We start from the raw sequence: 23,584 nt of genomic DNA on the forward strand, positions 1-23,584 counted from the left end.
AGATGCGATCGGCGGGCGATCGCGAGGGTTCTGTGTGGGGGGATCGATCCTTTCCAGCGGGAACGGCGAACGGCCGCATGGTCGTTCGCCGCTCCTGTCTCAGGGGCCAAGCGTCTCACCAGGGAAAACTGTGTGTGACCGAGTCGGTCGCACCCGGGAAAGGGATTGCGAAAAGTGAAACATCGTAAGCCGAGTCGGACGCAGCGAGCGATGGCGAGCACATCGTTGCCGCTGGCCACCGCGGCGGCCGTGGCCACGCTCTTCGCGGCGCCGGCGGGGGCAGTTCCGGATCAGCCGAGCACACCGACCACTCCGGCGCCCGCGCCTGCCGATCCGGGCAGCACCGCGCCGACGGATCAGGGCCAGCCGGAGACCACCAAGCCGGATCCGGGTAAGCCAGAGGCCAAGCCGACGCCGACGCCGAGCCAGCCGGGTGTCACCACGCCGGATCCGAACCAGGTCATGCCGAATCAGCCAAGGGATCCGAAGCTGTCGACGCCGACTCAGCCGGGTGTCACCACCCCGCGCGTCGCGCCGCTGCCGGTTCCGGGCCAGACCGGACCCGATGTCCCCGCCGTGGTGCCGGAGACGGCGCCTGGTGCGGAGGCTCCGAAGCCCGCGCAGCCCGGAACCACCGCACCGGGTGCGAACACCCCGAGCGGTCCGAACGCGCGGACCCCGCAGCAGCCGCAGCCCGACACGCTGGTGCAGCAGCCGCGCTGGGAGGCCCCGCGCTTCCAGCAGGCGCCCGCCGCACCGGTCGTCGAGATGGACGGCCCGCACCAGGAGATCGGCGCCAATATCGACGGTGGCTCGCTGGCGCCCGGCTACGTGGCCAACACCCACCACTTCAACAATGCTGCGGGCTACGTCGGCACCATCGGGTACCGCACCCCGACCGGTCAGGGCGAGGCCGGTGTGTCGGTCGAATACGTCGGCGCCAACAGCGTCAAGGTCACCTCCTACACCGGTGGTGAGGGTCTGGCCGACAACAAGACCGAGGTCATCCTCGACACCACCCAGGCCAACCTGGCCAAGGCCGCTGTCGAGCACTGGATTCGGGAACAGCCGGGCGGCGCGGCTGCCCTCGAGGCCGCCGCACAAGTTAAACTTCCGGTGCCGCCAGGCGAACTGGCTCCGCAAACGGTCAACGTCGCCGGGGTCACCACCCAGTGGGGTGGGTCACTCCAGTACTGACACGAGCTGATTCGACGGGTGGGGCGGTCGTTCTCGACCGCCCCACACGTGTGTCCTGGGGAAAGGATTTGGTGTGGGCTCCGAGGGTGATGGCAGGGACAACGAATCCGACCAGTCCGGGTCGGAATTCGGACCCCCGTTGGACGATTTCGGCCCGCCGGTCTCCGAATTCGGCCCGCCGGTCTCCGAATTCGGCCCGCCGGTAGGCGAATTCGGTCCGCCGACGGGCGGTCAGGCGCGACCGCAGTGGTCGGTGCCCGAGCCTGCCACCGATCATCCCGAGCTGATCTGGCGGCCCGCCGACGAACCGCCGACGGTGCCGCCACCACCCCCGCAGTACCGCGCGCCGGATACGACGGTGTTCGGCGATGCGCCGCCACCGCCGCCGCGGCGACCGGAACCGCCGGTCGAACCGGACCCCAACGAGGCCACCGTGCGGCATACGACACCTGCCGCGAGCCAGCGCGACACCTGGTGGAACAGTCCGACCGAATCCGGCGGCGTGCCGAAGCCGCCGTCCGAGCCGCCGGGTCTGTCCTGGGCCGACGATCCGATCGCGAAGCGTCTTGCGCCGAAGCTGATCTCCGACACCATCACCGCGACCCCGACCCGGCACAGTTCGCGCGGCCGGTGGATCGCGCTCGGTGTGCTCGCCGCGCTCGTGGTGGTTCTGGCGCTGGTGGTGACCTTCGTCGCGGTCAGTCGCGACGACAACGGCAGTCCGAAGGCGGCGCCGCCCGCACCGCCGAGTACCTCCGCCGCGCTGAGCTGCCCTGCGAGCAAAGACGGCAAGGTGACCCGCGGCAACGGGCAGGGCGACACCTCGAGCGGCCCGGGTGCGATCCTCGGCTTCCAGTACGAGTTCTACGTCGACCGCAATGGTGAGCGGGCGCGCAGATTCGTCGCGCCGGATGCCGAGAATGTGTCGATGGCCGAGGTCATCCAGCAGGCGATCAATGAACAGATCCCGGTCGGCACCACGCATTGCCTGCGGATTGCCGAGGTCGCTGCCGACACCTTCGAGGTGGATCTGACCGAACATCGGCCCGATGGCACGACCAATGTCTACCGGCAGACCATCATCACGGTGGTCCGGGACGGCAAGAGCGTGATCTTCGCCATCCGGGAGCGCGTCTGAGCTCTCGATGGCTTCCTACAGCTGAAATTCATCCCATGATAGGGTACGTGGGCTGCTGATTTCGGGAGGTTTTCCATGTCGCCGACCAATCCACCGCTCGCGGCCAAACTGGGCGGACTGAAGAGCTCGGCGATTCGCGACCTGCTGAAACTGACCGCGCGCGACGAGGTGATCAGCCTCGCGGGCGGTTTGCCGGATGCGGAGTTGATGCCGAGAGAAAGGCTCGCCGCGGCGGCAGATGCGGCGCTGCGTGGTTCTGCGGTGTTGCAGTACACCGAGTCGGCCGGGTGGGTTCCGCTTCGCGATGTGCTGCGGCAGCGGGAGTCGGCGAAGCTGGGCCGGACGGTGGGGCTCGACGAGATCTTCGTGACTCATGGTTCGCAGCAGGCGCTTTCGCTGCTCGCCGAGGTGCTGCTGGACCCGGGTGCACTGGTTGTTGTCGAGGATCCGGCGTATGTCGGTGCGCTGCAAGTGTTCCGGGCGGCCGGGGCGCGAATTGTGCCGGTCCCTTTGGATTCCGAGGGAATGCGGCTGGATGTGCTGAAGGAACTGTTGGCGCGCGGTGAGCGTCCGGCGGTCGTGCACACGGTGAGCAATTTCCACAATCCGGGTGGCGTCACCATGAGTCCGCCGCGTCGTCGTGAGTTGGCCGAACTCGCCGACAGCCACGGTTTCTGGGTGATCGAGGACGATCCGTACGGTGAGCTCTGGTTCGACCGGCCTTCGCCCGATCCCGTGGCAACCTACTCCCGCAACGTGATTCGGCTTTCCAGCGCCTCGAAGATCCTCGCGCCCGCGCTGCGGGTCGGCTGGATGGTGGCGCAGGAGCGGATCTGCCGCGCGGTCGAATTGCTGAAACAGGGCGCTGACCTGTGCGGTTCGGCGCTGACCCACCAGATCGCCGCCGACCTGCTAACCGACGAGACCTGGCTGACCGGCCATGTCGACACGGTCCGTACCGCCTACGGTGACCGCGCCAAGGCGCTCGTGCACGGCGTACGCACCCGCTTCGGCGAACGCCTTACCTGCACCGATGCCGCCGGCGGCATGTTCGTATGGGCGGATTTCACCGACGGCACCGACACCGATCGGCTGCTGCCGCGAGCCCTGGAGCACGGCGTGGCCTTCGTCCCCGGCTCGGCCTTCGCCGTCGACACCGACTACAGCCACTCCATGCGCATGTGCTTCACCACTTCGGACGCGGCGACGTTGGCGGAGGCGATCGACCGGCTGGCTCGCGCGGCCGAATAGTCGTCAATCCACCCAGTTGTAGGTGCGCTCCACGGCCTTGTTCCAGGCGGCGAGGTGGGTTTCGCGGTCCGTCGCCGACATCGCGGGCTGCCAGGTCTTATCCGCGGCCCAGTTGGCGCGGATGTCATCGGTGCTCTCCCATAGTCCGACGGCGAGTCCGGCCGCATATGCCGCACCCAGCGCGGTGGTTTCATTGACGACCGGACGGACCACCGGCACATCGAGGATGTCGGACTGGAACTGCATGAGCAGATCGTTGCCGACCATCCCGCCGTCGACCTTGAGGGTGGTCAGTTCCAGTCGCAGCTGCTGGGATTCGGCGTCGGCGCGCATCGCGTCCATGACCTCCCGCGTCTGAAATGCGGTGGACTCCAACACCGCTCGCGCCAGATGCGCCTTGTTGACGAAGCGAGTGAGGCCCGCGATGACGCCGCGGGCATCCGGTCGCCAGCGCGGCGCGAAGAGGCCGGAGAACGCGGGGACGATATAGGCGCCGCCATTGTCCTCGACGCTGCGCGCCAGCGGCTCGATCTCGTCGGCGGCGGAAATGATGCCGAGATTGTCCCGGAACCATTGCACCAGTGAGCCGGTCACCGCGATGGACCCCTCCAGTGCGTAGACCACCGCCTCATCGCCGAGCTGGTAGCAGACCGTGGTGAGCAGGCCGTGCTTGCTGAACACCGGTGTTGTGCCGGTATTGAGCAGCATGAAATTGCCGGTGCCGTAGGTGTTCTTGGCCTCGCCGGGGGACAGGCAGGCCTGGCCGAAGGTCGCCGCCTGCTGGTCGCCGAGAATGCCCGCGACAGGTATGCCCGCCAATGGGCCGGAGCCGATCTCCGCGTAGATCTCCGATGAGCTGCGGATCTCCGGCAGCATCGAACGCGGTATCCCGAATTCCGTGCATATCTGTGAATCCCACTGCAGCGTACGCAGATCCATCAGCATGGTGCGTGACGCATTGGTCACATCGGTGATGTGCTGACCGGTGAGCTTCCACAGCACCCAGCTGTCGATGGTGCCGAAACACAGCTCGCCGGACTCGGCCCTGGCTCGCGCGCCCTCGACATTGTCGAGGATCCAGCGCAGTTTCGGACCGGCGAAGTAGGTGGACAGCGGGAGGCCGGTGCGGTCTTGGTAGCGTGTCGCGCCGAATTCGCCGCCCAGTTCGGTGACCAGACGGTCGGTGCGGGTGTCCTGCCAGACAATCGCGTTATGAATCGGCTTGCCGCTGGCCCGATCCCACACCACGGTCGTCTCGCGCTGATTGGTGACGCCGACCGCATTGATCTCCGCGGCGGAGATCCCCGTGCTCCGCAGCACCTCGCCGAGCACGAATTCGGTATTGCGCCAAATGGTTTCCGGATCGTGCTCGACCCAGCCCGGCCGCGGGAAGATCTGCTCGTGCTCGCGTTGCGCGACACCGACGACGCGGCCCTGCCGGTCGAAGATGATGCACCGACTCGAGGTCGTGCCCTGATCAATGGCGGCCACATAGCGACGCATTCGTGCAGGCTACTAAAACCGACGTGGCCATCGGGGAAAACAGCGGAGCGCGCCACGCATCACCTCGCGACCAGCAGGTTGTCGGACTAGTGTTGGGATCGGTTACCGGCGAGTAGCGCGGGTTATCGGCCGCGGGCGACACGGCTTCGGCCCCGACTTGGGATCGTCGCCGGTTCCTTTAGCCTGGAAAACAGAAGACCGCCCGCCGGACTGAGCAGCCCGATCGTGTGCCCGAAAGACCACAAACGTCGTCTGAACCCCGACGCCGGGGTCGGCTGGAGGAGTCGAGCATGACCAAGAAACCGCAATCGCAGTTCCTCGGCCCCGAGCAGCGCGCGACGGCATGGGAGCGCTTCGGTAAGGATCACTTCGACGTGGTCGTCGTTGGTGGTGGCGTGGTCGGCTCGGGTATCGCGCTCGACGCGGCGACGCGCGGTCTCAAAGTAGCGCTGGTCGAGGCGCGCGATCTCGCCTCCGGCACCTCGAGCCGCTCCTCGAAGATGTTCCACGGCGGGCTGCGCTATCTGGAGCAACTGGAATTCGGGCTGGTCCGCGAGGCGCTGCGGGAACGTGAACTCGCACTGGCCCGGCTCGCACCGCATCTGGTGAAGCCGCTGCGCTTCCTCTACCCGCTCACCCGCCGCGGCTGGGAACGTCCGTACGTGGCCGCCGGGCTGGTGCTCTACGACACCATGGGCGGCGCGAAATCCGTTCCCGGCCAACATCATCTAACCCGGCACGGGGCACTCCGGCTGGCGCCCGGTTTGCGCCCCGACTCGCTGATCGGCGGCGTCAGTTACTACGACACGGTCGTCGACGATGCCCGCCACACCATGACCGTCGCCCGCACCGCCGCGCACTACGGCGCGGTTATCCGCACTTCCACCCAGGTCGTCGGCTTTCTGCGCGAGGCGGATCGGGTCGTGGGGGTGAAGATGCGCGATAGCGAGGACGGCCGCACCGGGGAGATCCGCGGGCATGTGGTGATCAACGCGACCGGTGTGTGGACCGATGAGGTCCAAGCGCTTTCGCACAATCGCGGCCGCTTTCACGTGCGCGCGTCCAAGGGAGTGCACATTGTGGTGCCGCGCGACCGCATAGTCAGCGATGCCGCGATTATCCTGCGCACCGCGACCTCGGTGCTGTTCGTCATCCCGTGGGGCGCGCACTGGATCATCGGCACCACCGATACCGACTGGAATCTGGATCTCGCCCATCCGGCGGCAACCAAGGCCGATATCGACTATCTGTTGGACCGAGTCAACCAGGTTTTGGTTACCCCGCTCACCCCCGCGGATATCGACGGTGTCTACGCGGGTCTGCGGCCTTTGCTTGCGGGAGAAAGCGATTCGACTTCCAAGCTGTCGCGCGAACACGCAGTCGCCCGCGTTGCGCCGGGGCTTGTCGGCATCGCGGGCGGCAAGTACACCACCTACCGGGTGATGGCCTATGACGCGGTCGATGAAGCGGCGCAGGATATTCCGGCGCGCGTCTCGCCGTCCATCACCGATAAGGTTCCGCTGCTCGGTGCCGACGGCTACTTCGCGCTGATCAATCAAACGGTGCAACTCGCCGAGGCCTATGGTGTGCATCCGTACCGGGTCAAGCATCTGCTCGAGCGCTACGGTTCACTCATCGACGAGGTCATGGCCATGGCCGACGGCAAACCCGAACTACTGCAGCCGATTATGGACGCGCCATCATATCTGCAGGTGGAGGCCGCCTACGCGGCCGCCGCGGAGGGCGCACTGCACCTGGACGACATTCTGGCCCGCCGGACGAGGATCTCCATCGAATACTCGCATCGCGGCGCGAACTGCGCCGAACAGGTAGCCCATCTGGTCGCACCGATACTCGGCTGGGACGACGACGAAATCGACCGGGAGGTAAGCACTTACCAGGCCCGCGTCGACGCGGAGATCCGCTCCCAGACCCAGCCGGACGACCCCTCCGCCGATGCCCTTCGCATCGCGGCCCCCGAACCGCGCCCGGAGATCCTGGAACCGGTCCCGTTGGACAGCTGAGGGCTAACCGACAGCTGGCGGCTTTTTCGGGGTTTCGACCTGGGTGGCCCAGGCCAAGAGCGACCGAATATAGCGCAGTACCAGTTCATCCGGGTACTGCTGCGGGTCGGCCAGATGCAGCCGAGCCAATTCCTCCAATGCCGCGAGCATGATGCGCTCGGTCGCACCATCCGGATCGACGGTGACTCCCGCATGGCGCGACAGATGCCGCGCGCCGATCGCCCGCGCATAGGCCCGGCCGACTTCGAGCCGGTCGCGCAGATCCGGCGGTCCGCCGTCGGGTGGGCTGAGGATGATCCGCCAACTGGTCGGCGCGGCATGCAGATAGGCGAGAATGCCGCGGCCGATCCGATCCGCATCGTCATCGGTGTCCGCCCAGTCGAGACTGCCGATACCGGCCAGTGCGATGGCCGATTCGCGATCCACCAGCGCGGTCATCAGCCCGGACAGATCGGTGAACTGCTGATACACCAGTGCCCGTGCCACCTCGCCCTCGCGCGCGACCCGATCGATACTCACGGCGCCGAAGCCGTCGACGGCGACAATAGCGCGCGCCACATCGAGTAGCTGCGCGCGCCGCTCGGCCGCGGACATGCGGCGCTTGGGCGTGGAACAGGACTTCGCAGTGGGGTGCTCAGAGGTCGAGCGCTCCGTGGTCACGGCAAAGACGGTAGCGCAAGTAGCAGGTCCACCGCCTTGGCAGCGCTCTGCACCGCGCTCTCCATGGTCGCCGACCAGTCGGTCGCGGTCCAATCACCGGCCAGTACCAGCGTCGGCACCGAGGTGCGCTGATCCGGGCGCAGGCCGTGCGTGCCGAGCACCTGCGAGAACGTCGCTTTCGGCATTCGAACTACGTGTCCCTGAACGACTTTCGCATTTTCGGCGGCCGGGTAGTAGCGGCGCAGCAGGCGCATTTGTTCGTCGATGATCTGCTCGTTGGTCTTGTGTATCTGCTCGTACGCGCCGCTGGTGGTCAGGCAGTACAGCCAGGCCCGGTCGGTGCTGCGCCCGGTCATCAACTGCCGGTCGAAGACCTCGTCGATGACGCCGGTGCCGCCGATCAGTGCCTCGAATTCGGCCTCGGTGCCGAGCGGGCGGTCCAGGTACAGGTTGGTGCTGACGATCGGTGTATATCCCAATTTATCTGCGGCGGCGTAGATTTCGGAATGTTCCGGCAATTCATCCAGCAGTCCGCCGATATTCGAATTCGGTACCGCGCAGACAACGGCATCGGCCGGGACGACCGAACCATCGGCGAGTACCACCCCAGTCACCGCACCATTCTCGATATTGATGCGGCGGGCCACCGCGCGATGGCGGACCTCGACACCGTATTTCTCGAAAACCTTTTGGGCCCCGGCGATGTAGAGGGTATCGAGGTCGGTGGTCGGGTAGCCGATGGTGACCGCCCGACGGTGTTCGACCCCGAGCCGGATGCCGGTGGCCAGCAAATCGGCGAGGATCTTGGCCGATTCCTGCTGGACGGGCTCGGCCGCGAGGCCGAGAGCGAGCCAGTCCCACAACGCTTCTCGCGCCGGAGCGGGCATGCCCACCCGGTTGAACCACTGTTCGGTGGTGAGATCGGCGAGGTCAGCGGGTTGGTGCAGGCTCTGCCAGCCGAGTCGCACCGTGGCTCGGGCGGCGCGCAGCCGATCGAGCAGGCTCGCGTCGGGATGTGCGCCGAACAGCGTGCGCCATGCGCCCCAGCCCTTGGTCGACATGAACACGCTGCGCCCGCCCGGCCAGCGCAGCGTCCCGCCGTGCGGGAAGGCGACGTACTGGCGGGTGCCGACGCTGGTCAGGTAGCGGAACAGATGGTCATAACCGCTGGCGATCACATGCTGGCCGTTATCGGGAAGGTCATCGGCCGCTTCGACTTTCATCGCATGTGTCCGGCCGCCGAGTCGGCCGCGGCGTTCCAGCAGCGTGACCTGCTTACCCGCCTCGGCCAACCAGACCGCGGACGCCAGCCCGGCCAGTCCACCCCCGATGACCACGTACCGCCGCAGATCGTTCACATTGCACTCCCTATATTAACTTACATTCTGCAAGTTAATCGGGAGTGCCTGGGCCGTCAAGGGTTTGGTCGAACGGCGATCTGCTGCATGGCATGGAATTCGATCGAGCTGTGCGCGGAGAACACCGTGACCTCGTCACCGTGGTCGCGCACCAGTTCGCGCAGCCGCTGCTGGTTCTCGATGCGGGCGGCGGGAAGTGTCTGCACATTCTTCTCGAACATGGCCGTACCGAACGGTTGTCGCGGCCGAACCGGGTCGAGTACGCCGGGATGGAAGTAGGAGTCGCCCGCGGACAGCAGCCAGCCGCTTCCGGTATCGACGGCGACACCCGCATGACCGCGGGTATGCCCAGCGAGCGGGATGATCAGGATTTCCGGGGGCAGGCCGGTCAATTCGCGCACCGCGTCGAAGCCGAACCAGCTGGCACCGGTATCCGCGTACGACTCCCAGCGTGGACCGTGCCGAAACTGAGGTTCCTTATAGCGCAAGCGTTCTTCCCGCGTATGTCCGCCCTGTAGGGCGCGCAGTTCCTCGGCGTATACGTGCACCCGCGCATGCGGGAAGTCGGCGAGTCCGCCCGCGTGGTCGAGATCGAGATGGGTGAGCACGATGTCGCGGACGTCCTCGCGTCGGTAACCCAGTGCCTCGATCTGGTGCACGGCGGTCTGCGCGAGATCGAGGACCGGATTGGTGAGCCGCAGGAAGCGACGGCCGAGCCATTCCTCGGGCCGATGGACCGCCTGTTCGCCGACGCCGGTCTCCACCAGGACGAGTCCGGAGTCGAGTTCGAGGAGCAGGCAGTGGCAGACCATTTCGGCGCGGCCGAAGATGCTGCCGGTGCCGTCGAGGAGACGGCCACCGAGTGGGCGCATGGTGCCGCAATTGAGGTGGTGCACGCGCATCAGGAAAGCTCCCGTTCGAAGGTAGTACGCAGATGGGCGGCGACCGCGCGCAGCGGCGCGACATCGCGTTTGGTCTTGGCGAGCATCAGGGCGCCCTCGATCGTGGCGAGGGCGACGGTAGACAGTTCGGTGGCCCGCTCTCGGCCGATTCCCTTGTCCCGCAGGTACTTTTCGATCGATTCGCGCCAGGATTCGAAACCGGTGACGCAGGCCTGCCTGATCGTTTCGCTTTCGCGCCCAGCGTCGAGTGCGATGGTCGCGATCGGGCAGCCGCGTTCGAAATCGGACTCTACGAGCAGCGCGGTGAGGACGTCGAAGACGGTGGCGATATCGCCGCCGTCGGCAAGGATCGCGTCGAGCTGGTCGCGCAATTGCCTGCTCGATTGGGTGATGGCCTCGGCGGCGAGTTGTTCCTTGCCGCCCGGGAAGTGGAAGTAGAGCGAGCCCTTGGGGGCGCCGCCCGCGCTGACGAGTTGATTCAGGCCGGTGGCGTGATAGCCCTGGGTGTGGAAGAGGTCGGCCGCGGCGTCGATGAAGCGTTGGCGGGAGTCGGTGCGAGGTGCCACGCCCTCACGGTACGTGAACTATGACGACCGGTCTAGTTAGTTCGGGAACTGGCGGATATTCGAGATGGTCGGTAGCAGTGGATTCAGGGTGATAGCTACTGAGTGGCAACTCGTTCCCGCTCGGTTCGATCAGGCGGGTTCGGGTTGGCAGCGTGGACAGAAGTAAATGCCGCGTTCGCGCTGGATGATGCGGTCGGACTGGGGGTTTCGGGCTGTTCGACCGGGCTGGGGTTCGGTCTCGCCGAGTAGATGCACGACCATGCGGGTGCCGCAGCGCTGACACGGACGGCGGGCGCGCCCGTAGGCCAGTGCCCGCCACGGCGGTTCGGTTGCGGCCTTGGTGAGCACGCGATGGGCCTCGTGCACGAGGGCGAGCAGGTCGGGGACATCGGCGACCGGTGTGGCCGGGTGGACGCGGCGCAGGAAGCAGATTTCGCTGCGGAAGATATTGCCGATACCGGCCAGATTGCGCTGGTCCAGTAGGGCGAGGCCGATGGGTTGGGCCGGATGCCGTTCCAGCCGTCGCAGCGCCTCGGTCACATCCCAGTTCGCGCCGAGCAGGTCAGGCCCGAGATGGTCGGTGGCGGTGTGCTCGTCCGCGCGTCGCAACACCTCGACGGTACCGAGCGAAAAGCCCACCGCCTCGGTGTCATCGGTGCCGAGCACCAGCCGGGCGGTCACCGGCGGCCGCGTCCACCGTTCACCGGCGCAGTAGGTCCGCCATTCGCCCTCCATCTTCAAATGCGTGTGGACACTGACCTCGTCGGTGCGGACGAAAAGATGCTTGCCATAGCTGGCGACACCGTCGACCCGCTGCCCGACCAGATCGACCGTCGCATAGCGCGGCACCCGGAAATCGCTGCGGATCAGTGTCTTTCCCTCCAGCGCGAGCCGCAGCCTGGCCGCGGTCAGGAATACGGTGTCGCCTTCAGGCATGGCTCGACCATAGATTGATTCGGGCCGGGGTCATTGTCTGCTCCGCAGTGCGCGTCCGCTCATCGCCGCGCAATTCACCCTTCGCGGTGTGCGAGTGGCCGTCGCCGCGCGTGCCGGAACGGGCACGTCGTGCGTGGGTTCGTCGTCGGGTCACGGCTTGCTTCGCGATCGCAGGTCGCGTGGTGTCGCGGAGAATTCGGTCTCGCTTCGCGGTGTGCGAGGGGCCGTCGCCACGCGTGCCGGAACCGTGCCGCTTTGCGTGGGTTCGTCGTCGTCGGGTCACGGCTTGCTCCGCAATCGGAGGCCTCTTGGGGTTGCGGAGAATCCGGCCTCGGTGAGGAAACCGGCGAAGGTGTTGCCGTGCACGGTTTCTCCGTCGACTCGGTCGATTACGAGCGAGTCGACGCGGCGGTCGCGCACCAGATCGGCCAGGGCGGTGGCCGCGGCTTGGCGGAGGTTCGGGTCCTCGGTGAAGGTGAGTAGGGTTTTGCCGCCGCGCTCCAGATAGAGCGTGAGTTCGCCGTCGACGAGCACGACGATCGCACCGGCCTTGCGTCCTGGACGGTGACCTGCGCCCTCGGCCGGTCCCTTCGGCCAGGGAAGTGCCGCGCCATAGGGGTTCGCGGGATCGCTTGCCGCCAAGGCTGATGCGGTGCTCCGGCGTTGTCCGCCGCTGCCGGGACGGGTGCGTTCGGTGTCGAAGGAGCGTAGTCGGTCCACCACATCGGTGGTCGAGAATTGTGCACCGCCGAGCGAATCGATGAAATAGCCGCGGCGGCAACGGCCGCGATCCTCGAATTCGGTGAGCACGCGGTACATGAGTGCGAATCCGCCGGGCACGCCCTCGTTCTGCACCGAGCCGCGGGTCAGCACGCCGTACCGCTCCAGCAGGGTGTCCGCCGTTGCGTGGGCGCGCAGGGTGTTGTCCGCCACCCGTTCCGGCAGGAGTGACCAGCGGCCCGCCACGGCGGGCGGTCCGGATCTGGTCGGCATATTCGGTCGTGGGAGATAGGCCCGTCCGCGTGGCGCGCGCCGGGGTGTGCGATGTGCGGTTGTGGTCCGGGCCGTGCCTGAGAGCAGGGCGCGGACCGGGGCGAAGGTGTCACCGGAGACGACGCCTGCCCAGACGAGCTCCCACAGTGCGGTCGCGACTCGAGCGTCGTCGAGGAGTCCGGTGGCATCGGAGAGTTGACGGAAGAAGTATGCGCCGCCGCCGTGCAGGACCGGCGGAAGTCGCGGTGGCGAACTGTTTCGGCGCGCTGAGCCGTTGGTGGTCGCCGAGGTGCCTCGATTCGCGGAAATGCCCGGCATCGCTGAAACATCCTGTACTGCATCATCCAGCGAGACGACCTGGTCTGGCCCTGCGGGTGGTTCCTCCGTATCGGCATCGATAGGCGTCCATGGGGCGATCGATGCGCCCAATGCGTTGAGCAGGCGCAGGTGTACCTCGGACAGTTCGATCTCGTCGGCGGGCGTCAGCGTGAACGGCGCCTGGTCGGCCAGGTGCAGGGCAATCCAGCCGTCCTTGGCAGTGATGGCGCCGTGCCCGGACCAGATGACCTCACCGGTGGCCATCAGTTCGTCCAACATGGCGGGGGAGTAATCGCGCACCCGCGCGGGCAATACCAGCGATTCCCATGCGGACGCGGGAATCGGCACTCCCGCAAGCTGTTCCACCACTGCCGCGACCCCGTCGACGCCGCGCAATTCACCGGTACCGATGTGTTGCCAGGACGGTAGGAATCGGCCGAAGGCGGCGGTCGCGACGGGTTCGACCTCGTGTCGGGCGGCCGCGAGGGATCGGCGGCGCAATCGGCGCAGCACCTGGCTGTCGCACCATTCCGGGCCGCTGGCCGCCGGCGTGAATTCGCCCTCTACCACGCGCTTTTCCGCGACCAGCCGATGCAGTGCCGTCGCGGCGACCGCGGTGCCGAGTCCGAAACGAGCGGCCACGGCCTCGGTGGTGAACGGTCCGTGCGTGCGGGCATAGCGCCCAACGAGGTCTCCGAGCGGATCGGCGACCGGTTCGATGAATGCGGCCGGGGTGCCGATGGGCAGCGGCACGCCGAGCGCGTCGCGCAGGCGCGCGGCATCCTCCACGGCGACCCACCAGGTCCGTCCGGCGAACGTAACCTCGAGTGCGCGCTTCGATTTCACCAAGCCAGCGAACCATTCCGCCGGATTACCGGTGGGTTCTGCGTCGTCGAGTTGAACGCCGCCACACCGCTGCGCGGCTTCCTCGGCAGTAAGCGGTCCGAGCAGCCGCAATAGATCGGCCAGCCCCTCCGCATCCCGCGCCGACCGTTCGGGTGTGAGCCGCTGCAATTCCCGCTCGGTTTGCTCGATGACGGTGGCGTCCAACAGCTCCCGCAGTTCCACCCGCCCGAGCAATTCGGCGAGCAGACTCGAATCGAGCGATAGTGCGGCCGCCCGACGTTCGGCCAGCGGACTGTCCCCGTCGTACATGAACTGCCCGATGTAATCGAACAGCAGGGAATTGGCGAACGGTGACGGTGTCGCGGTCTCCACCTCGACCAATCGCACCTGGCGACGCGCCACCCGTCCGAGCAGATCCCGCAGCGACGGAAGATCGTAAACGTCGCGCAGACATTCGCGCACCGTCTCCAAGAGGATCGGAAAGTCCGGAAACTTCCGCGCCACATCGAGCAATTGCGCCGACCGCTGCCGCTGCTGCCACAACGGCGCACGTTTACCCGGATCGCGTCGGGGCAGCAGCAGCGCCCGTGCCGCGCACTCCCGGAATCGCGATGCGAACAGCGCCGATCCGCCGACCTGCTCGGTGACGATCTCGTCGATCTCATCGGGCTCGAACACGAACAGCTCAGCACCGGGTGGATCGTCGGTGGTATCGGGCAGTCGCACCACGATTCCGTCATCGGAGGCATTCGGCGCGACATCCACGCCGAACCGCTCCCGCAGCCGCGCACCGATCGCCAACGCCCATGGCGCATGCACCGGTAAGCCGTACGGCGAGTGCAGCACCAGTCGCCAATCGCCGAGTTCGTCACGGAAGCGCTCGACGATCAGGGTTCTATCGCTGGGCAATTGTCCAGTGGCAGTGCGTTGTTCATCGAGCAGCGTCACCAGATTCGCGGTGGCATTCTCGTCGAGGCCTGCACCACGTAGGAGTGCGTCGACTGCCGGATCCGCTGGGGAGTTCTTCTTGGGGTCGAGGTTCGAACCCTTCGGCGATTGCGCACCGGCCTTGCGGATGAATTCGCCTAGCGCCGCACCGAGTTCGGCGGGCCGACCGAGTCCGTCACCATGCCAGAACGGCAACCGTCCCGGCTGCCCGAACGCGGGCGTGACCAGCACCCGGTCGAAGGTGATCTCCTCGATGCGCCAGCTGGTCGCGCCGAGGGCGAATACATCGCCGACCCGCGACTCGTACACCATCTCCTCATCGAGTTCGCCCACCCGGGAGGCCTTTTCACCGACCATGTAGACCGCGAACAGGCCGCGATCCGGAATCGCGCCACCCGAGGTGACGGCCAGTCGTTGCGCCCCCGGCCGACCGGTTAGCGTGCCCGCGTCGCGGTCCCACACGAGCCGGGGTCGCAATTCGGCGAACTCGTCCGACGGATAGCGACCGGCGAGCAAATCGAGCACCGATTCATACGCCGATCTGGGCAGCGAAGCGTAATTGCCGGTGCCGCGCACGGTTTCGAACCAAGCGTCGACATCGATGGGTTCGAGCGCGCAGGCCGCGACGGTCTGCTGGGCCAGGATGTCCAGGGGGTGCGCGGGAACTTGCAGGGCCTCGATCTGCCCGGCAGTCATCCGCTGTGACGCGACCGCGCAGTGGATGACGTCGGTGCGATGCTTCGGGAACAGCACCCCGCGCGAAATCTCACCGACCTGGTGCCCCGCTCGCCCGACTCGCTGCAGCCCACTGGCCACCGAAGGCGGCGCCTCCACCTGCACCACCAAATCGACCGCGCCCATATCGATTCCGAGTTCGAGACTGCTGGTAGCCACCACACAGCGCAGCCGTCCGCTCTTGAGATCGTCCTCGATCAGCGCCCGCTGCTCTTTGCTCACCGACCCGTGGTGCGCCCGGGCCAACAGCGGATCCGCGCCGTGGATCACTTCGGTCGATGCGCCGAGTTGGGCGGGCGGTTTGTGCCCGCCGCGCGGGTCAGGCCGGGAGGAGGCAGCTTGCGTAACCACGGCGGGCCCCGTGCGCGGCGAATCGGACACAGTCTCGACGGCCTCGCCCAGCCGCGCGGCATAGGCCTCATTGAGCCGTGCGGTCAGCCGCTCGGCCAACCTGCGCGAATTCGCGAAGACGATCGAAGACCGGTGGTCCAGCACCAGGTCGACGATCGCCTCGTCCACATGCGGCCAGATGGATCCGGGCTGATCGGAATCGCCCGGCTCGGTCATATCCGCGATCGGCACACGCACGGACAGATCGAAGGTCTTGGGAGCGGGCGGCGAAACGATCGTGATCGGCGCATTTCCAACCAGAAATCGCCCGACCTCCTCAGGCGGGCGCACCGTCGCCGAGAGCCCGATCCGCTGCGCGGGCCGCTCGGTCAGCAGATCCAACCGTGCCAGCGAAAGCGCCAGATGTGCGCCGCGCTTACCGCCCGCGATGGCGTGCACCTCGTCCACGATCACCGTGCCGATATCGCTGAGCGTCTCCCTGGCCGCCGAGGTGAGCATCAGGAACAGCGATTCGGGCGTGGTGATCAGAATGTCGGGCGGCGTCCGCTGCATCGATCGCCGCTGCGCCGCACTGGTGTCGCCGGAACGAACACCCACGGTGATCATCGGCGGGTCCAGGCCGAGCCGTTTCGCGGTCTGGGTGACCCCGACCAGCGGCGCGCGCAAATTCCGTTCGACGTCCACCGCCAATGCCTTCAGCGGTGACACATAGAGCACAGAGGTGCCGACCTTGCCCTCGGGTTTCGGTCGGGTCGCGAGTTGATCGATGGCCCACAGAAAGGCCGACAGCGTCTTACCCGAACCGGTTGGCGCGACGACCAAGGTGTGCTCACCTGCGGCAATGGCCTTCCATGCGCCCAGCTGAGCAGACGTCGGCGCGGGAAATGCGCCGTCGAACCACTCTTGGGTCGCGGTGGAGAACTGGGCCATGGCATCAGTGTGCACCCGGGCACCGACAACCAGCAGCGGCGGCCGGAATACCTCGAGTCCGGCAAATGGCTGTTGGCCCGAGCGAAGGGGTGGCAATCGAAGTACGGCCGCCAGCGTCGCGCCGTACGCTTCCAACCGTGCAAAAGGTGCTCAGACTCGACCTGGTCAGCCATGGCATGACCGAGGCGATGCGAAAGGCACGTTTTCCAGTAGACGAATCGCTGACCGAGGCCGGTCGCCGAGCAATCGCCGCGTGTGGCCGCCTGACCGCGGCGCGGGTACTCACCGGACCCGAACGCCGGACCGTGGAAACGGCTGCGCTGATGGGGCTTCCGGGCGAGGAGGACACCCGGCTGCGCGATCTGGATGCCGGCGCGTGGCGCGGCGGCGAACTGATGTCGGTGCCGCAGGATGAGCTATATGCCTGGCTGACCGACCCGCAGTTCCGTGGTCACGGTGGCGAATCCGTAACCGATGTGGTCGAGCGGACCAGGTACTGGATGGCCGAAATCGCTTCCGAGGGCATGTCAACCATCGCCGTCACCCATCCGGCGGTGATCCGCGCGGCACTGCTGGTGACCCTGGACGCGCCGCCGAAATCGTTCTGGCGGATCGACATTCCGCCGGGCAGCGTCACCCGGCTGCACTATCGCGGCGAATGGACGTTGCACTTCACCGCGTGAGATCCGGGCTCATCGCGCGCAGTGGCCCTTCGCCCATAGTTACGAGCAGTCGTACCGCATCGGTGATCAAGCGCACCGGAATCGACGGATCGACGGCTCGTTGCATGCCGAGCCCGATACCCATGCTCAGGATTGCGGTCGCGGCATCCTCGGCGGGCATCGGCAGCGGGATTCCGGTCATGTCCGAAAGCGTCTGCACCTGCGCCGCGACAGCGCCGCGCATCATGGCCAGGCTCGAGACCAGCGCGGCCTGCAGTTCCGGATCGTCGCGGGCGACCGTGGCGAATTCGAATTCGAGCATGGTCCAGCCGACATCGCCGATGGTGTGCTCGGCCCATTCGTGGAATCGAGCCAGCTGGTCGTCGAGCGTCTCGCCCGCCGCGATCAGATCGGCCACCTCGCCGAATTTCGTCGCGTGGATCAGCCCGAGCACCTCCAGGCACAGTTCCTTCTTGGTGCGGAAGTTCGAGTAGACCGCGCCCTTCGAGTAGCCCGCCTCCTCGGCGACCCGCTCCAGGCTGGTTTTCACATAGCCCTCGGCCAGGAAGAGATCGCGTGCGGTCGCGATCAGGTCGGCCCGGGTGCGGGCCTGGCTTTCGGACCGGGTCAGACGTGCCATGCCGCCGATTCTACGTACCGGTGGCTTTCAGATACTGAAGGTATTTGAATCCTGCTAGTGTGTGGAACCATGGGTAACAAAAATCGGCGCGGCATGGCCGTAGGCTGCGGCGGAACGCTCGGGTTCGCCTGGATCGTGGCCGCGCTGGCCGCCACCCGCGAGGTACTCGACTGGGAGCCGCGCGAGGCGGATGTGCTGCTCGGCACATCGGCGGGTGCCGAGACGGTCACCCTGCTCGGCAGCGGCATCGGCGTGGATGAACTCGTCGCGATGCAGCGCGGTACCTCGACGAATCCGATTCTGTTGGCGCATATGCGTTCCGAGCCCGGGCGGTTCCCGCCGCTGCCTCGACCGCGGCTGGGTGAGTTGGCATTGAGCCTGCGTGCGCCCGCGACCGGTCAGCGGTTGCTCACCGCGGGCAGCGGCCTGCTGCCGATCGGCGGTGGCGATGCGAGCTGGCTGCAGCACCTTGCCGATCGCCTGAATCCCGGCCGGTCCTGGGTATCTCACCCCGCGACCTGGCTGGTCGCCATGGATTACGCGACGGGAGAACGGGTTCCATTCGGCTCGCCCGACGCGCCATCGGCGAACCTGGGTGCGGCGCTGCGTGCGTCGTGGGCGGTTCCCGGCTGGTTCCCGCCCGTATCGATCGCCGGACGTCGCTTCATCGATGGTGGTGCGGGCTCGACCGCATCAGTGGACCTGCTTGCCGCACAACAACTCGACGAGGTGCTGGTGCTCGCGCCCATGGCCTCCGTCGAAGAAGTCCCCGCGACCGGTCCCGGTCATTTCCTGGAGCGGCAGCTGCGCAATCGCATGAGCGCCCAGCTCGCTGCCGAGGTCGCGGTGTTGCGTGCGGCTGGTACGCGCGTCCTCGTGATCGGTGCCACCGCAGCTGACCTCGCCGTAATGGGACCGAACTTCATGGACGGCCGTCGTCGTCTCGAAACCCTCGAACACAGCCTGCGCAGCACCCGCCGAGCGCTGGAACAAGGAGCATTCGCATGAATATTCTCGGTCACGGTTATCCGGGTATCGACCTGAAGGGCGCGCGGGTGCTGATTACCGGCGCGGGCCGCGGCATCGGACAGTCGACCGCGGAACTGTTCGCGGCCGAGGGCGCTGAACTCGCCATTGCCGATGTCGACGCTGTCGCAGCCGAATCCGCCGCTGCCGCGATCGGCGCGCGTGCCTATGAGCTCGATGTCCGTGTCCGCGACCAATGGGACAAGGTCGTCGCAGACTTCGGCGCGGTGGATGTTCTGGTCAACAATGCGGGTGTCATGCCCGCGGGCGCGTTCCTCGATGAGCCCGACGCGGTCGGCCGCGCCACCATCGATGTCAATGTCTGGGGTCTCATCCACGGCATGCGCGCCGTGGTGCCCGGCATGATCGAGCGCCGCCGCGGCCACGTCGTCAACGTCGCCTCGCTCGCGGGCAAGATCCCGGTCGCGGGCTTGGCCGTCTACAACGCCAGCAAATTCGCCGCCGTAGGCCTATCCGCCGCAACACGTTTGGAGTTCGCACCGCAGGGCGTCAGCGTCAGCTGCGTGATGCCCTCGGCTGTGCGCACCCGCCTCTCCTCCGGTCTGTCCCTCGGCAAGGGTATGCCGACGGTGGACCCCGAAGACGTCGCCGCCGCCATCCTGCAAACCTGCGAAACCCGCAAGGCCGAAGTGGCCGTCCCGAACTACCTGGGCCCCATCGACATTGCCCTGGCCGCCGCTCCCGAGCGCGCAGTCCGCCTTGTTCGCCGACTCCTCGATGGCAACCGCGCTCTCCACCCAGCCGACTCCGAAACCCGCGCGAAGTACGAACAACAGGTCCGTTCGATCACCGAATAGTCGGATCTTATCCGGCAAGAGAACGATTGCCCCGAGGCTGCATCTGCTCCGCAGTCGAAATCGCCTGCACCCGATGCCTCGGCACCTGGCACCTATATCTGAACCGACCGGGCACACCCCGTCACAACCGGGCACCCATAAGCGGGTGCCCGGTGCCGAGACAGCTACCTCTGCGGTTACACCTGAGGTGGTTCGATGCTGAGGTCGCGCAGGGCGTTTCGGTAGAGCTCGACGTTGGCCAATTTGATGTCCTCGTAGCCGCGGACCATGTCGGGGAGTGCGGCGGCCCGGGTAGCGCGGTCGTAGTCCGCTGGGCCGAGGTTTGCGGCCAGTGTTGTCACCATTTCCGTGTAGTGGCTGAGCAGAGTGCGTTCGACGCGGCGGACATGGGCATAGCCGAATGGGTCGAATTTGGTGCCGCGCAGGCGCTTTCCCTTGGCGAGTACACGCAGGGCGACGTGACTGCGTGGGCCGAGACCGATCTTCTTCTTGCGGCCCATGGCGCGCAGGATCGGCGGGTGTAGGCGGTAGGTGAGGTTGGCGCCGTCGGGAATTCGCTCGCTGACCTGGTCGAGGAAGGCCGGGTCGGTCAGGCGCCGCGCGACCTCGTATTCGTCCTTGTATGCGGTGAACTTGTAGAGGCCACGGGCCACTTGCTCGCTGAACTCGGTCCGGTCGGTGATACGCCGCTCGGCATCCCAAATGCGTTGCACGGTACGGACGTAGGCGCGGGCCACCCGCACGCCCTGGAAGCCGATCAACTCGACGGCACGCAGTTCGAGCAGTCGCCTCGTCTCACCTGACGCGGTCACACCATCGAAAAGATCTGACGGAATGGCGATCTCGGGTCGCTTGTGCGTCTTGGGTGTGGTGGCAGCGGCGAATTCATCCGGCCGCGCGATTGCCACCCGTCCCCAACGGAAAGCCGCGATATTGGCATGCACCGCAACACCGTTGATCTCGATGGCCTCCTCGATCGCCGACGCGGGTATGCGCAGACCACCGATCTGATAGGCGGCGCCGACGAGCAGGAAGTTGGCGGCCGCGGTGTTGCCGAACAGCACCTCGGACGCGGCCAGCGCGTCGAACGAGCGCACCGAGCGCGACACTTGCTCGAGTCGGGCAAGCAGGTCGCGCTCTTCGGGATACGCGACGGACTTGTCGTAGACCATTTCGCCAGTGGGGGTCTTGCTGGTCGAGGCGACGGACAGGGTGGTCTGCTTCGACCCGTTGGCCAGATTCTTGTTATCGGTGGCCGTGATCAGGTCGAATGCGACGATGCAGTCGGCCGAACCCGGCGTAAGCCGGTTCGCCGGTTCCAATTCGCCACTCGCGAAGCGCAGATGCGATACGACCGGTCCAGCCTTCTGACTCAGGCCGATCTGGTCCAGACTCGCCACCTCGTACCCGGCGCGTAAGGCCGCGGTCGCAAGCACCTGGTTGACCGTCACGATTCCGGTGCCGCCGATACCGGCGAGGAATACATTCTGGGTCGTCGCAGGCGCGCCGTTCGGCAGGTCGGGTAGTACCGGCGGCTCGGGGCGTCGAGTCGCCTTTCGCTTCTCGGCTTTCGCGGGAAGCTCGACCGTTACGAACGAGGGGCAATCGCCGTCCATACAGCTGTAGTCGGTATTGCAGGAGGTCTGATCGATGCGGGTCTTGCGGCCGAATTCGGTTTCGACCGGCTGCACCGAAAGACAGTTGCTCTTGACACCGCAATCGCCACAGCCCTCGCAGACCGCCTCGTTGATGACCACCCGGGTCCGCCGAACCGGCAGCGTGCCCCGCTTGCGCTGGCGGCGCGCGTCGGCGGCGCAGTGCTGGTCGTAGATGAGCACGGTCACCCCGGGAATTGCGCGCAGGGTGCGCTGGGCTTCGTCGAGCCGATCCCGGTGCCAGAGCAGGGTTCCGGCGGCGAGGTCGCGCTTGCGGTACTTCTCGGGTTCATCGGCACAGATGATGATTTGTCGCACGCCCTCGGTGCTGAGTTTGTGGGTCAGCATGGGCACCGCGAGTGCTCCCTCGGCGTCCTGCGCGCCGGTCATCGCGACGACATCGTTGTAGAGCAGCTTGTAGGTGATATTCACGCCCGCGGCGATACAGGCCTGCACCGCGAGTTGTCCGGAGTGGAAATACGTTCCGTCACCGATGTTCTGGAACAGGTGCGGCACCGAGGTGAACGGGGCCTGCCCGATCCACTGCGCACCTTCACCGCCCATCTGGGTCAGCCCGGTCACCTTGCTGTCGTCGCGGCCGGACATGGTCACCATGGTGTGGCAGCCGATGCCGCCACCGGCGATCGACCCTTCCGGCACGGCGGTGGACCGGTTGTGCGGGCAGCCGCTGCAGAAGTACGCGGCCCGCTTCGCGGGCAGAACCGAAAGTGACAGTGGTTGCGGCAAGGTGCGTTTCATCTCCAGCCGACCCTGCAGCGCACGGCGCAGCGGTGCGACGATCCGACCAGAGGTGAGCTCGCCGTCATGAGCGAACAGCGGCCGGTTCTCGGCATCGCGCTTGCCGATGATCTCGGGCGCATCGACAGAGCCATACAGGATTTCGCGGATCTGCGTTTCGATGAACGCGGTCTTGTCCTCGACGACCACGATCCGCTCCAACCTGTCGGCGAACTGCCGGACGCGTTCGGGAGCAATGGGATACGGCATGCCGATGCGCAGCAGTCGGACCCCGGCACGATGCAGCGCGTCGTCGTCGGCGCCGAGATCGATCAGTGCCTGGCGCACCGCGTCGAATGTGGTTCCGGTGGCGGCGATTCCGATGCGGGCACGCGTCGGATTCACCTCGATGACGTCGAGTTCATTGAGTGCGCTATAGGCCTGCACCATCTTCCAGCGCGGTCCGTACAGATCGGCCTCGGCGAGCACGCTGTCCGTCGGCGCGGCCATCGGGCGCTGTTGGTAGGTGAACGGCCTTTCCTCCCAGTCGATCTCGGGAATAGTGATGTCGATATCGCCAACCTTGCCGTCGACTGTCCAAGCGCCATCGGCCACGTCGGCGACAATTTTCAGCGCGACCAGACATCCCGATGCGCGCGAGAGGGCGACACCGTGCAAGCCCATGGTGATGATCTCGCGGGCGTTGCGCGGAAAGAGCACCGGAATACCCATTGCGGCCAGCGAACGCTCACTCACCGCCGGCACGGTCGAGGACTTGGATGCCGGATCATCGCCGACCAGCAACAGCACGCCGCCACGCGCATTCGCGCCGTACATATTGGCGTGCCGCAGTGCATCAGTCGCGCGGTCGAGACCTGGGCCCTTGCCATACCAGACTCCGACAACGCCGTCATGGGTCGCCGCGCCGGCGGGCAGATCCGCCTGGCTGCCCCACACCGAGGTTGCCGCAAGCTCCTCGTTCAAACCGGGGACAAACGAAATATCGTGCTCGGCCAAAACATCCGGCATCCCGCTGAGCATCTTGTCGACACCGCCCAGCGGGCTGCCCTGATATCCGGAGACGAAGGTACCGACCCGGCGTCCGGCGCGCAGATCGCGAACATGCTGCTCGACCAGCTGTCGAGCGATCGCCTGGACGCCGGTGAGGATAACGGTGCCCGCACCCACGCGGTAGCGGTCGGCGAGGTCGTAGGGGGCTGGGATCAGTTCGCGGTCGGCGAGCTCGGTCATGTAGTCCACCCATCCGCGAGGCGCCGATCGGGCGCTTCGCTGTGTTGAGCATTTGTTGCCGCAATCCTGTACTTGAAGAGCTGAACGCACAACTGATGTGCGACACATTGAGCAGACTGCGCAATTTGAAGCTCGATC

The 23,584-nt window shown here is 66.5% G+C and carries 16 protein-coding genes; 7 read left to right on the plus strand and 9 right to left on the minus strand.

Translation table 11 applies throughout. The annotated features are described in order from the left end of the window. Positions 1–210: 210 nt before the first annotated feature. From ACIBJI_RS19130 to ACIBJI_RS19140, 3 genes are all read left to right on the plus strand, one after another. Complete coding sequence (locus ACIBJI_RS19130) at positions 211–1,197, plus strand: hypothetical protein (protein ID WP_364355324.1); 987 nt, start codon at positions 211–213, stop codon at positions 1,195–1,197. Positions 1,198–1,270: 73 nt separating this feature from the next. Further along, positions 1,271–2,335 (plus strand): hypothetical protein, encoded by a 1,065-nt coding sequence (locus tag ACIBJI_RS19135; protein ID WP_364355321.1) that lies wholly within the window; start codon positions 1,271–1,273, stop codon positions 2,333–2,335. 75 nt (positions 2,336–2,410) lie between these two features. Next, positions 2,411–3,586, plus strand: coding sequence for a PLP-dependent aminotransferase family protein (locus ACIBJI_RS19140; protein WP_364355318.1), 1,176 nt, complete (start codon positions 2,411–2,413; stop codon positions 3,584–3,586). Between the two features lie 3 nt (positions 3,587–3,589). On the opposite strand, the gene glpK is transcribed toward ACIBJI_RS19140, so the two are convergent. Then, positions 3,590–5,089 (minus strand): glycerol kinase GlpK, encoded by a 1,500-nt coding sequence (gene glpK, locus ACIBJI_RS19145; protein WP_397085076.1) that lies wholly within the window; start codon positions 5,087–5,089, stop codon positions 3,590–3,592. A gap of 290 nt (positions 5,090–5,379) precedes the next feature. Here glpK and ACIBJI_RS19150 point away from each other — a divergent pair, with 290 nt between their 5' ends. Next, positions 5,380–7,113, plus strand: a complete 1,734-nt coding sequence (locus tag ACIBJI_RS19150; protein ID WP_397085078.1) for a glycerol-3-phosphate dehydrogenase/oxidase — start codon at positions 5,380–5,382, stop codon at positions 7,111–7,113. Positions 7,114–7,116: 3 nt separating this feature from the next. Here ACIBJI_RS19150 and ACIBJI_RS19155 read toward each other — a convergent pair whose 3' ends face one another. From ACIBJI_RS19155 to ACIBJI_RS19180, 6 genes are all read right to left on the minus strand, one after another. Next, positions 7,117–7,707 carry a TetR family transcriptional regulator gene (locus ACIBJI_RS19155; RefSeq protein WP_364355359.1) on the minus strand — a complete coding sequence of 197 codons (591 nt, stop codon included), beginning with the start codon at positions 7,705–7,707 and terminating at the stop codon, positions 7,117–7,119. A 62-nt stretch (positions 7,708–7,769) separates the two neighbouring features. Further along, on the minus strand, positions 7,770–9,131 hold the full coding sequence (hpnE, locus tag ACIBJI_RS19160; RefSeq protein ID WP_364355309.1) for a hydroxysqualene dehydroxylase HpnE: 1,362 nt from the start codon (positions 9,129–9,131) through the stop codon (positions 7,770–7,772). A 56-nt stretch (positions 9,132–9,187) separates the two neighbouring features. After that, positions 9,188–10,033: an MBL fold metallo-hydrolase gene (locus ACIBJI_RS19165; protein WP_364355306.1), complete on the minus strand. Its 846-nt coding sequence runs from the start codon at positions 10,031–10,033 to the stop codon at positions 9,188–9,190. After that, complete coding sequence (locus ACIBJI_RS19170) at positions 10,033–10,599, minus strand: TetR/AcrR family transcriptional regulator (RefSeq protein ID WP_364355303.1); 567 nt, start codon at positions 10,597–10,599, stop codon at positions 10,033–10,035. Before ACIBJI_RS19170 ends, ACIBJI_RS19165 begins: the two co-directional genes overlap by 1 nt. Before the next feature lie 129 nt (positions 10,600–10,728). Continuing rightward, the gene (locus tag ACIBJI_RS19175; RefSeq protein WP_397085081.1) at positions 10,729–11,535 is read right to left on the minus strand and encodes a DNA-formamidopyrimidine glycosylase family protein; all 807 of its coding nucleotides are present in this window, start codon (positions 11,533–11,535) and stop codon (positions 10,729–10,731) included. Between the two features lie 279 nt (positions 11,536–11,814). After that, entirely contained in the window at positions 11,815–16,656 is a 4,842-nt protein-coding gene (locus ACIBJI_RS19180; RefSeq protein ID WP_397085083.1) for an ATP-dependent helicase, read from the minus strand. 137 nt (positions 16,657–16,793) lie between these two features. On the opposite strand from ACIBJI_RS19180, the gene ACIBJI_RS19185 reads away from it, so the two are divergent. Continuing rightward, positions 16,794–17,339 (plus strand): histidine phosphatase family protein, encoded by a 546-nt coding sequence (locus ACIBJI_RS19185; protein ID WP_364355294.1) that lies wholly within the window; start codon positions 16,794–16,796, stop codon positions 17,337–17,339. On the opposite strand, the gene ACIBJI_RS19190 is transcribed toward ACIBJI_RS19185, so the two are convergent. Further along, positions 17,329–17,958: a TetR/AcrR family transcriptional regulator gene (locus ACIBJI_RS19190; RefSeq protein ID WP_397085085.1), complete on the minus strand. Its 630-nt coding sequence runs from the start codon at positions 17,956–17,958 to the stop codon at positions 17,329–17,331. The two genes, ACIBJI_RS19185 and ACIBJI_RS19190, sit on opposite strands and share 11 nt — an antisense overlap. A gap of 69 nt (positions 17,959–18,027) precedes the next feature. Here ACIBJI_RS19190 and ACIBJI_RS19195 point away from each other — a divergent pair, with 69 nt between their 5' ends. Beyond that, positions 18,028–18,966, plus strand: coding sequence for a patatin-like phospholipase family protein (locus ACIBJI_RS19195; protein WP_397085087.1), 939 nt, complete (start codon positions 18,028–18,030; stop codon positions 18,964–18,966). After that, positions 18,963–19,802 (plus strand): SDR family oxidoreductase, encoded by an 840-nt coding sequence (locus tag ACIBJI_RS19200; protein ID WP_364355285.1) that lies wholly within the window; start codon positions 18,963–18,965, stop codon positions 19,800–19,802. Before ACIBJI_RS19195 ends, ACIBJI_RS19200 begins: the two co-directional genes overlap by 4 nt. Positions 19,803–19,978: 176 nt before the next feature. Here ACIBJI_RS19200 and ACIBJI_RS19205 read toward each other — a convergent pair whose 3' ends face one another. Then, complete coding sequence (locus tag ACIBJI_RS19205; RefSeq protein ID WP_397085090.1) at positions 19,979–23,446, minus strand: indolepyruvate ferredoxin oxidoreductase family protein; 3,468 nt, start codon at positions 23,444–23,446, stop codon at positions 19,979–19,981. Positions 23,447–23,584 lie beyond the last annotated feature (138 nt).

It is taken from the genome of Nocardia sp. NPDC050408 (assembly GCF_044458905.1).
Lineage (GTDB): Bacteria > Actinomycetota > Actinomycetes > Mycobacteriales > Mycobacteriaceae > Nocardia.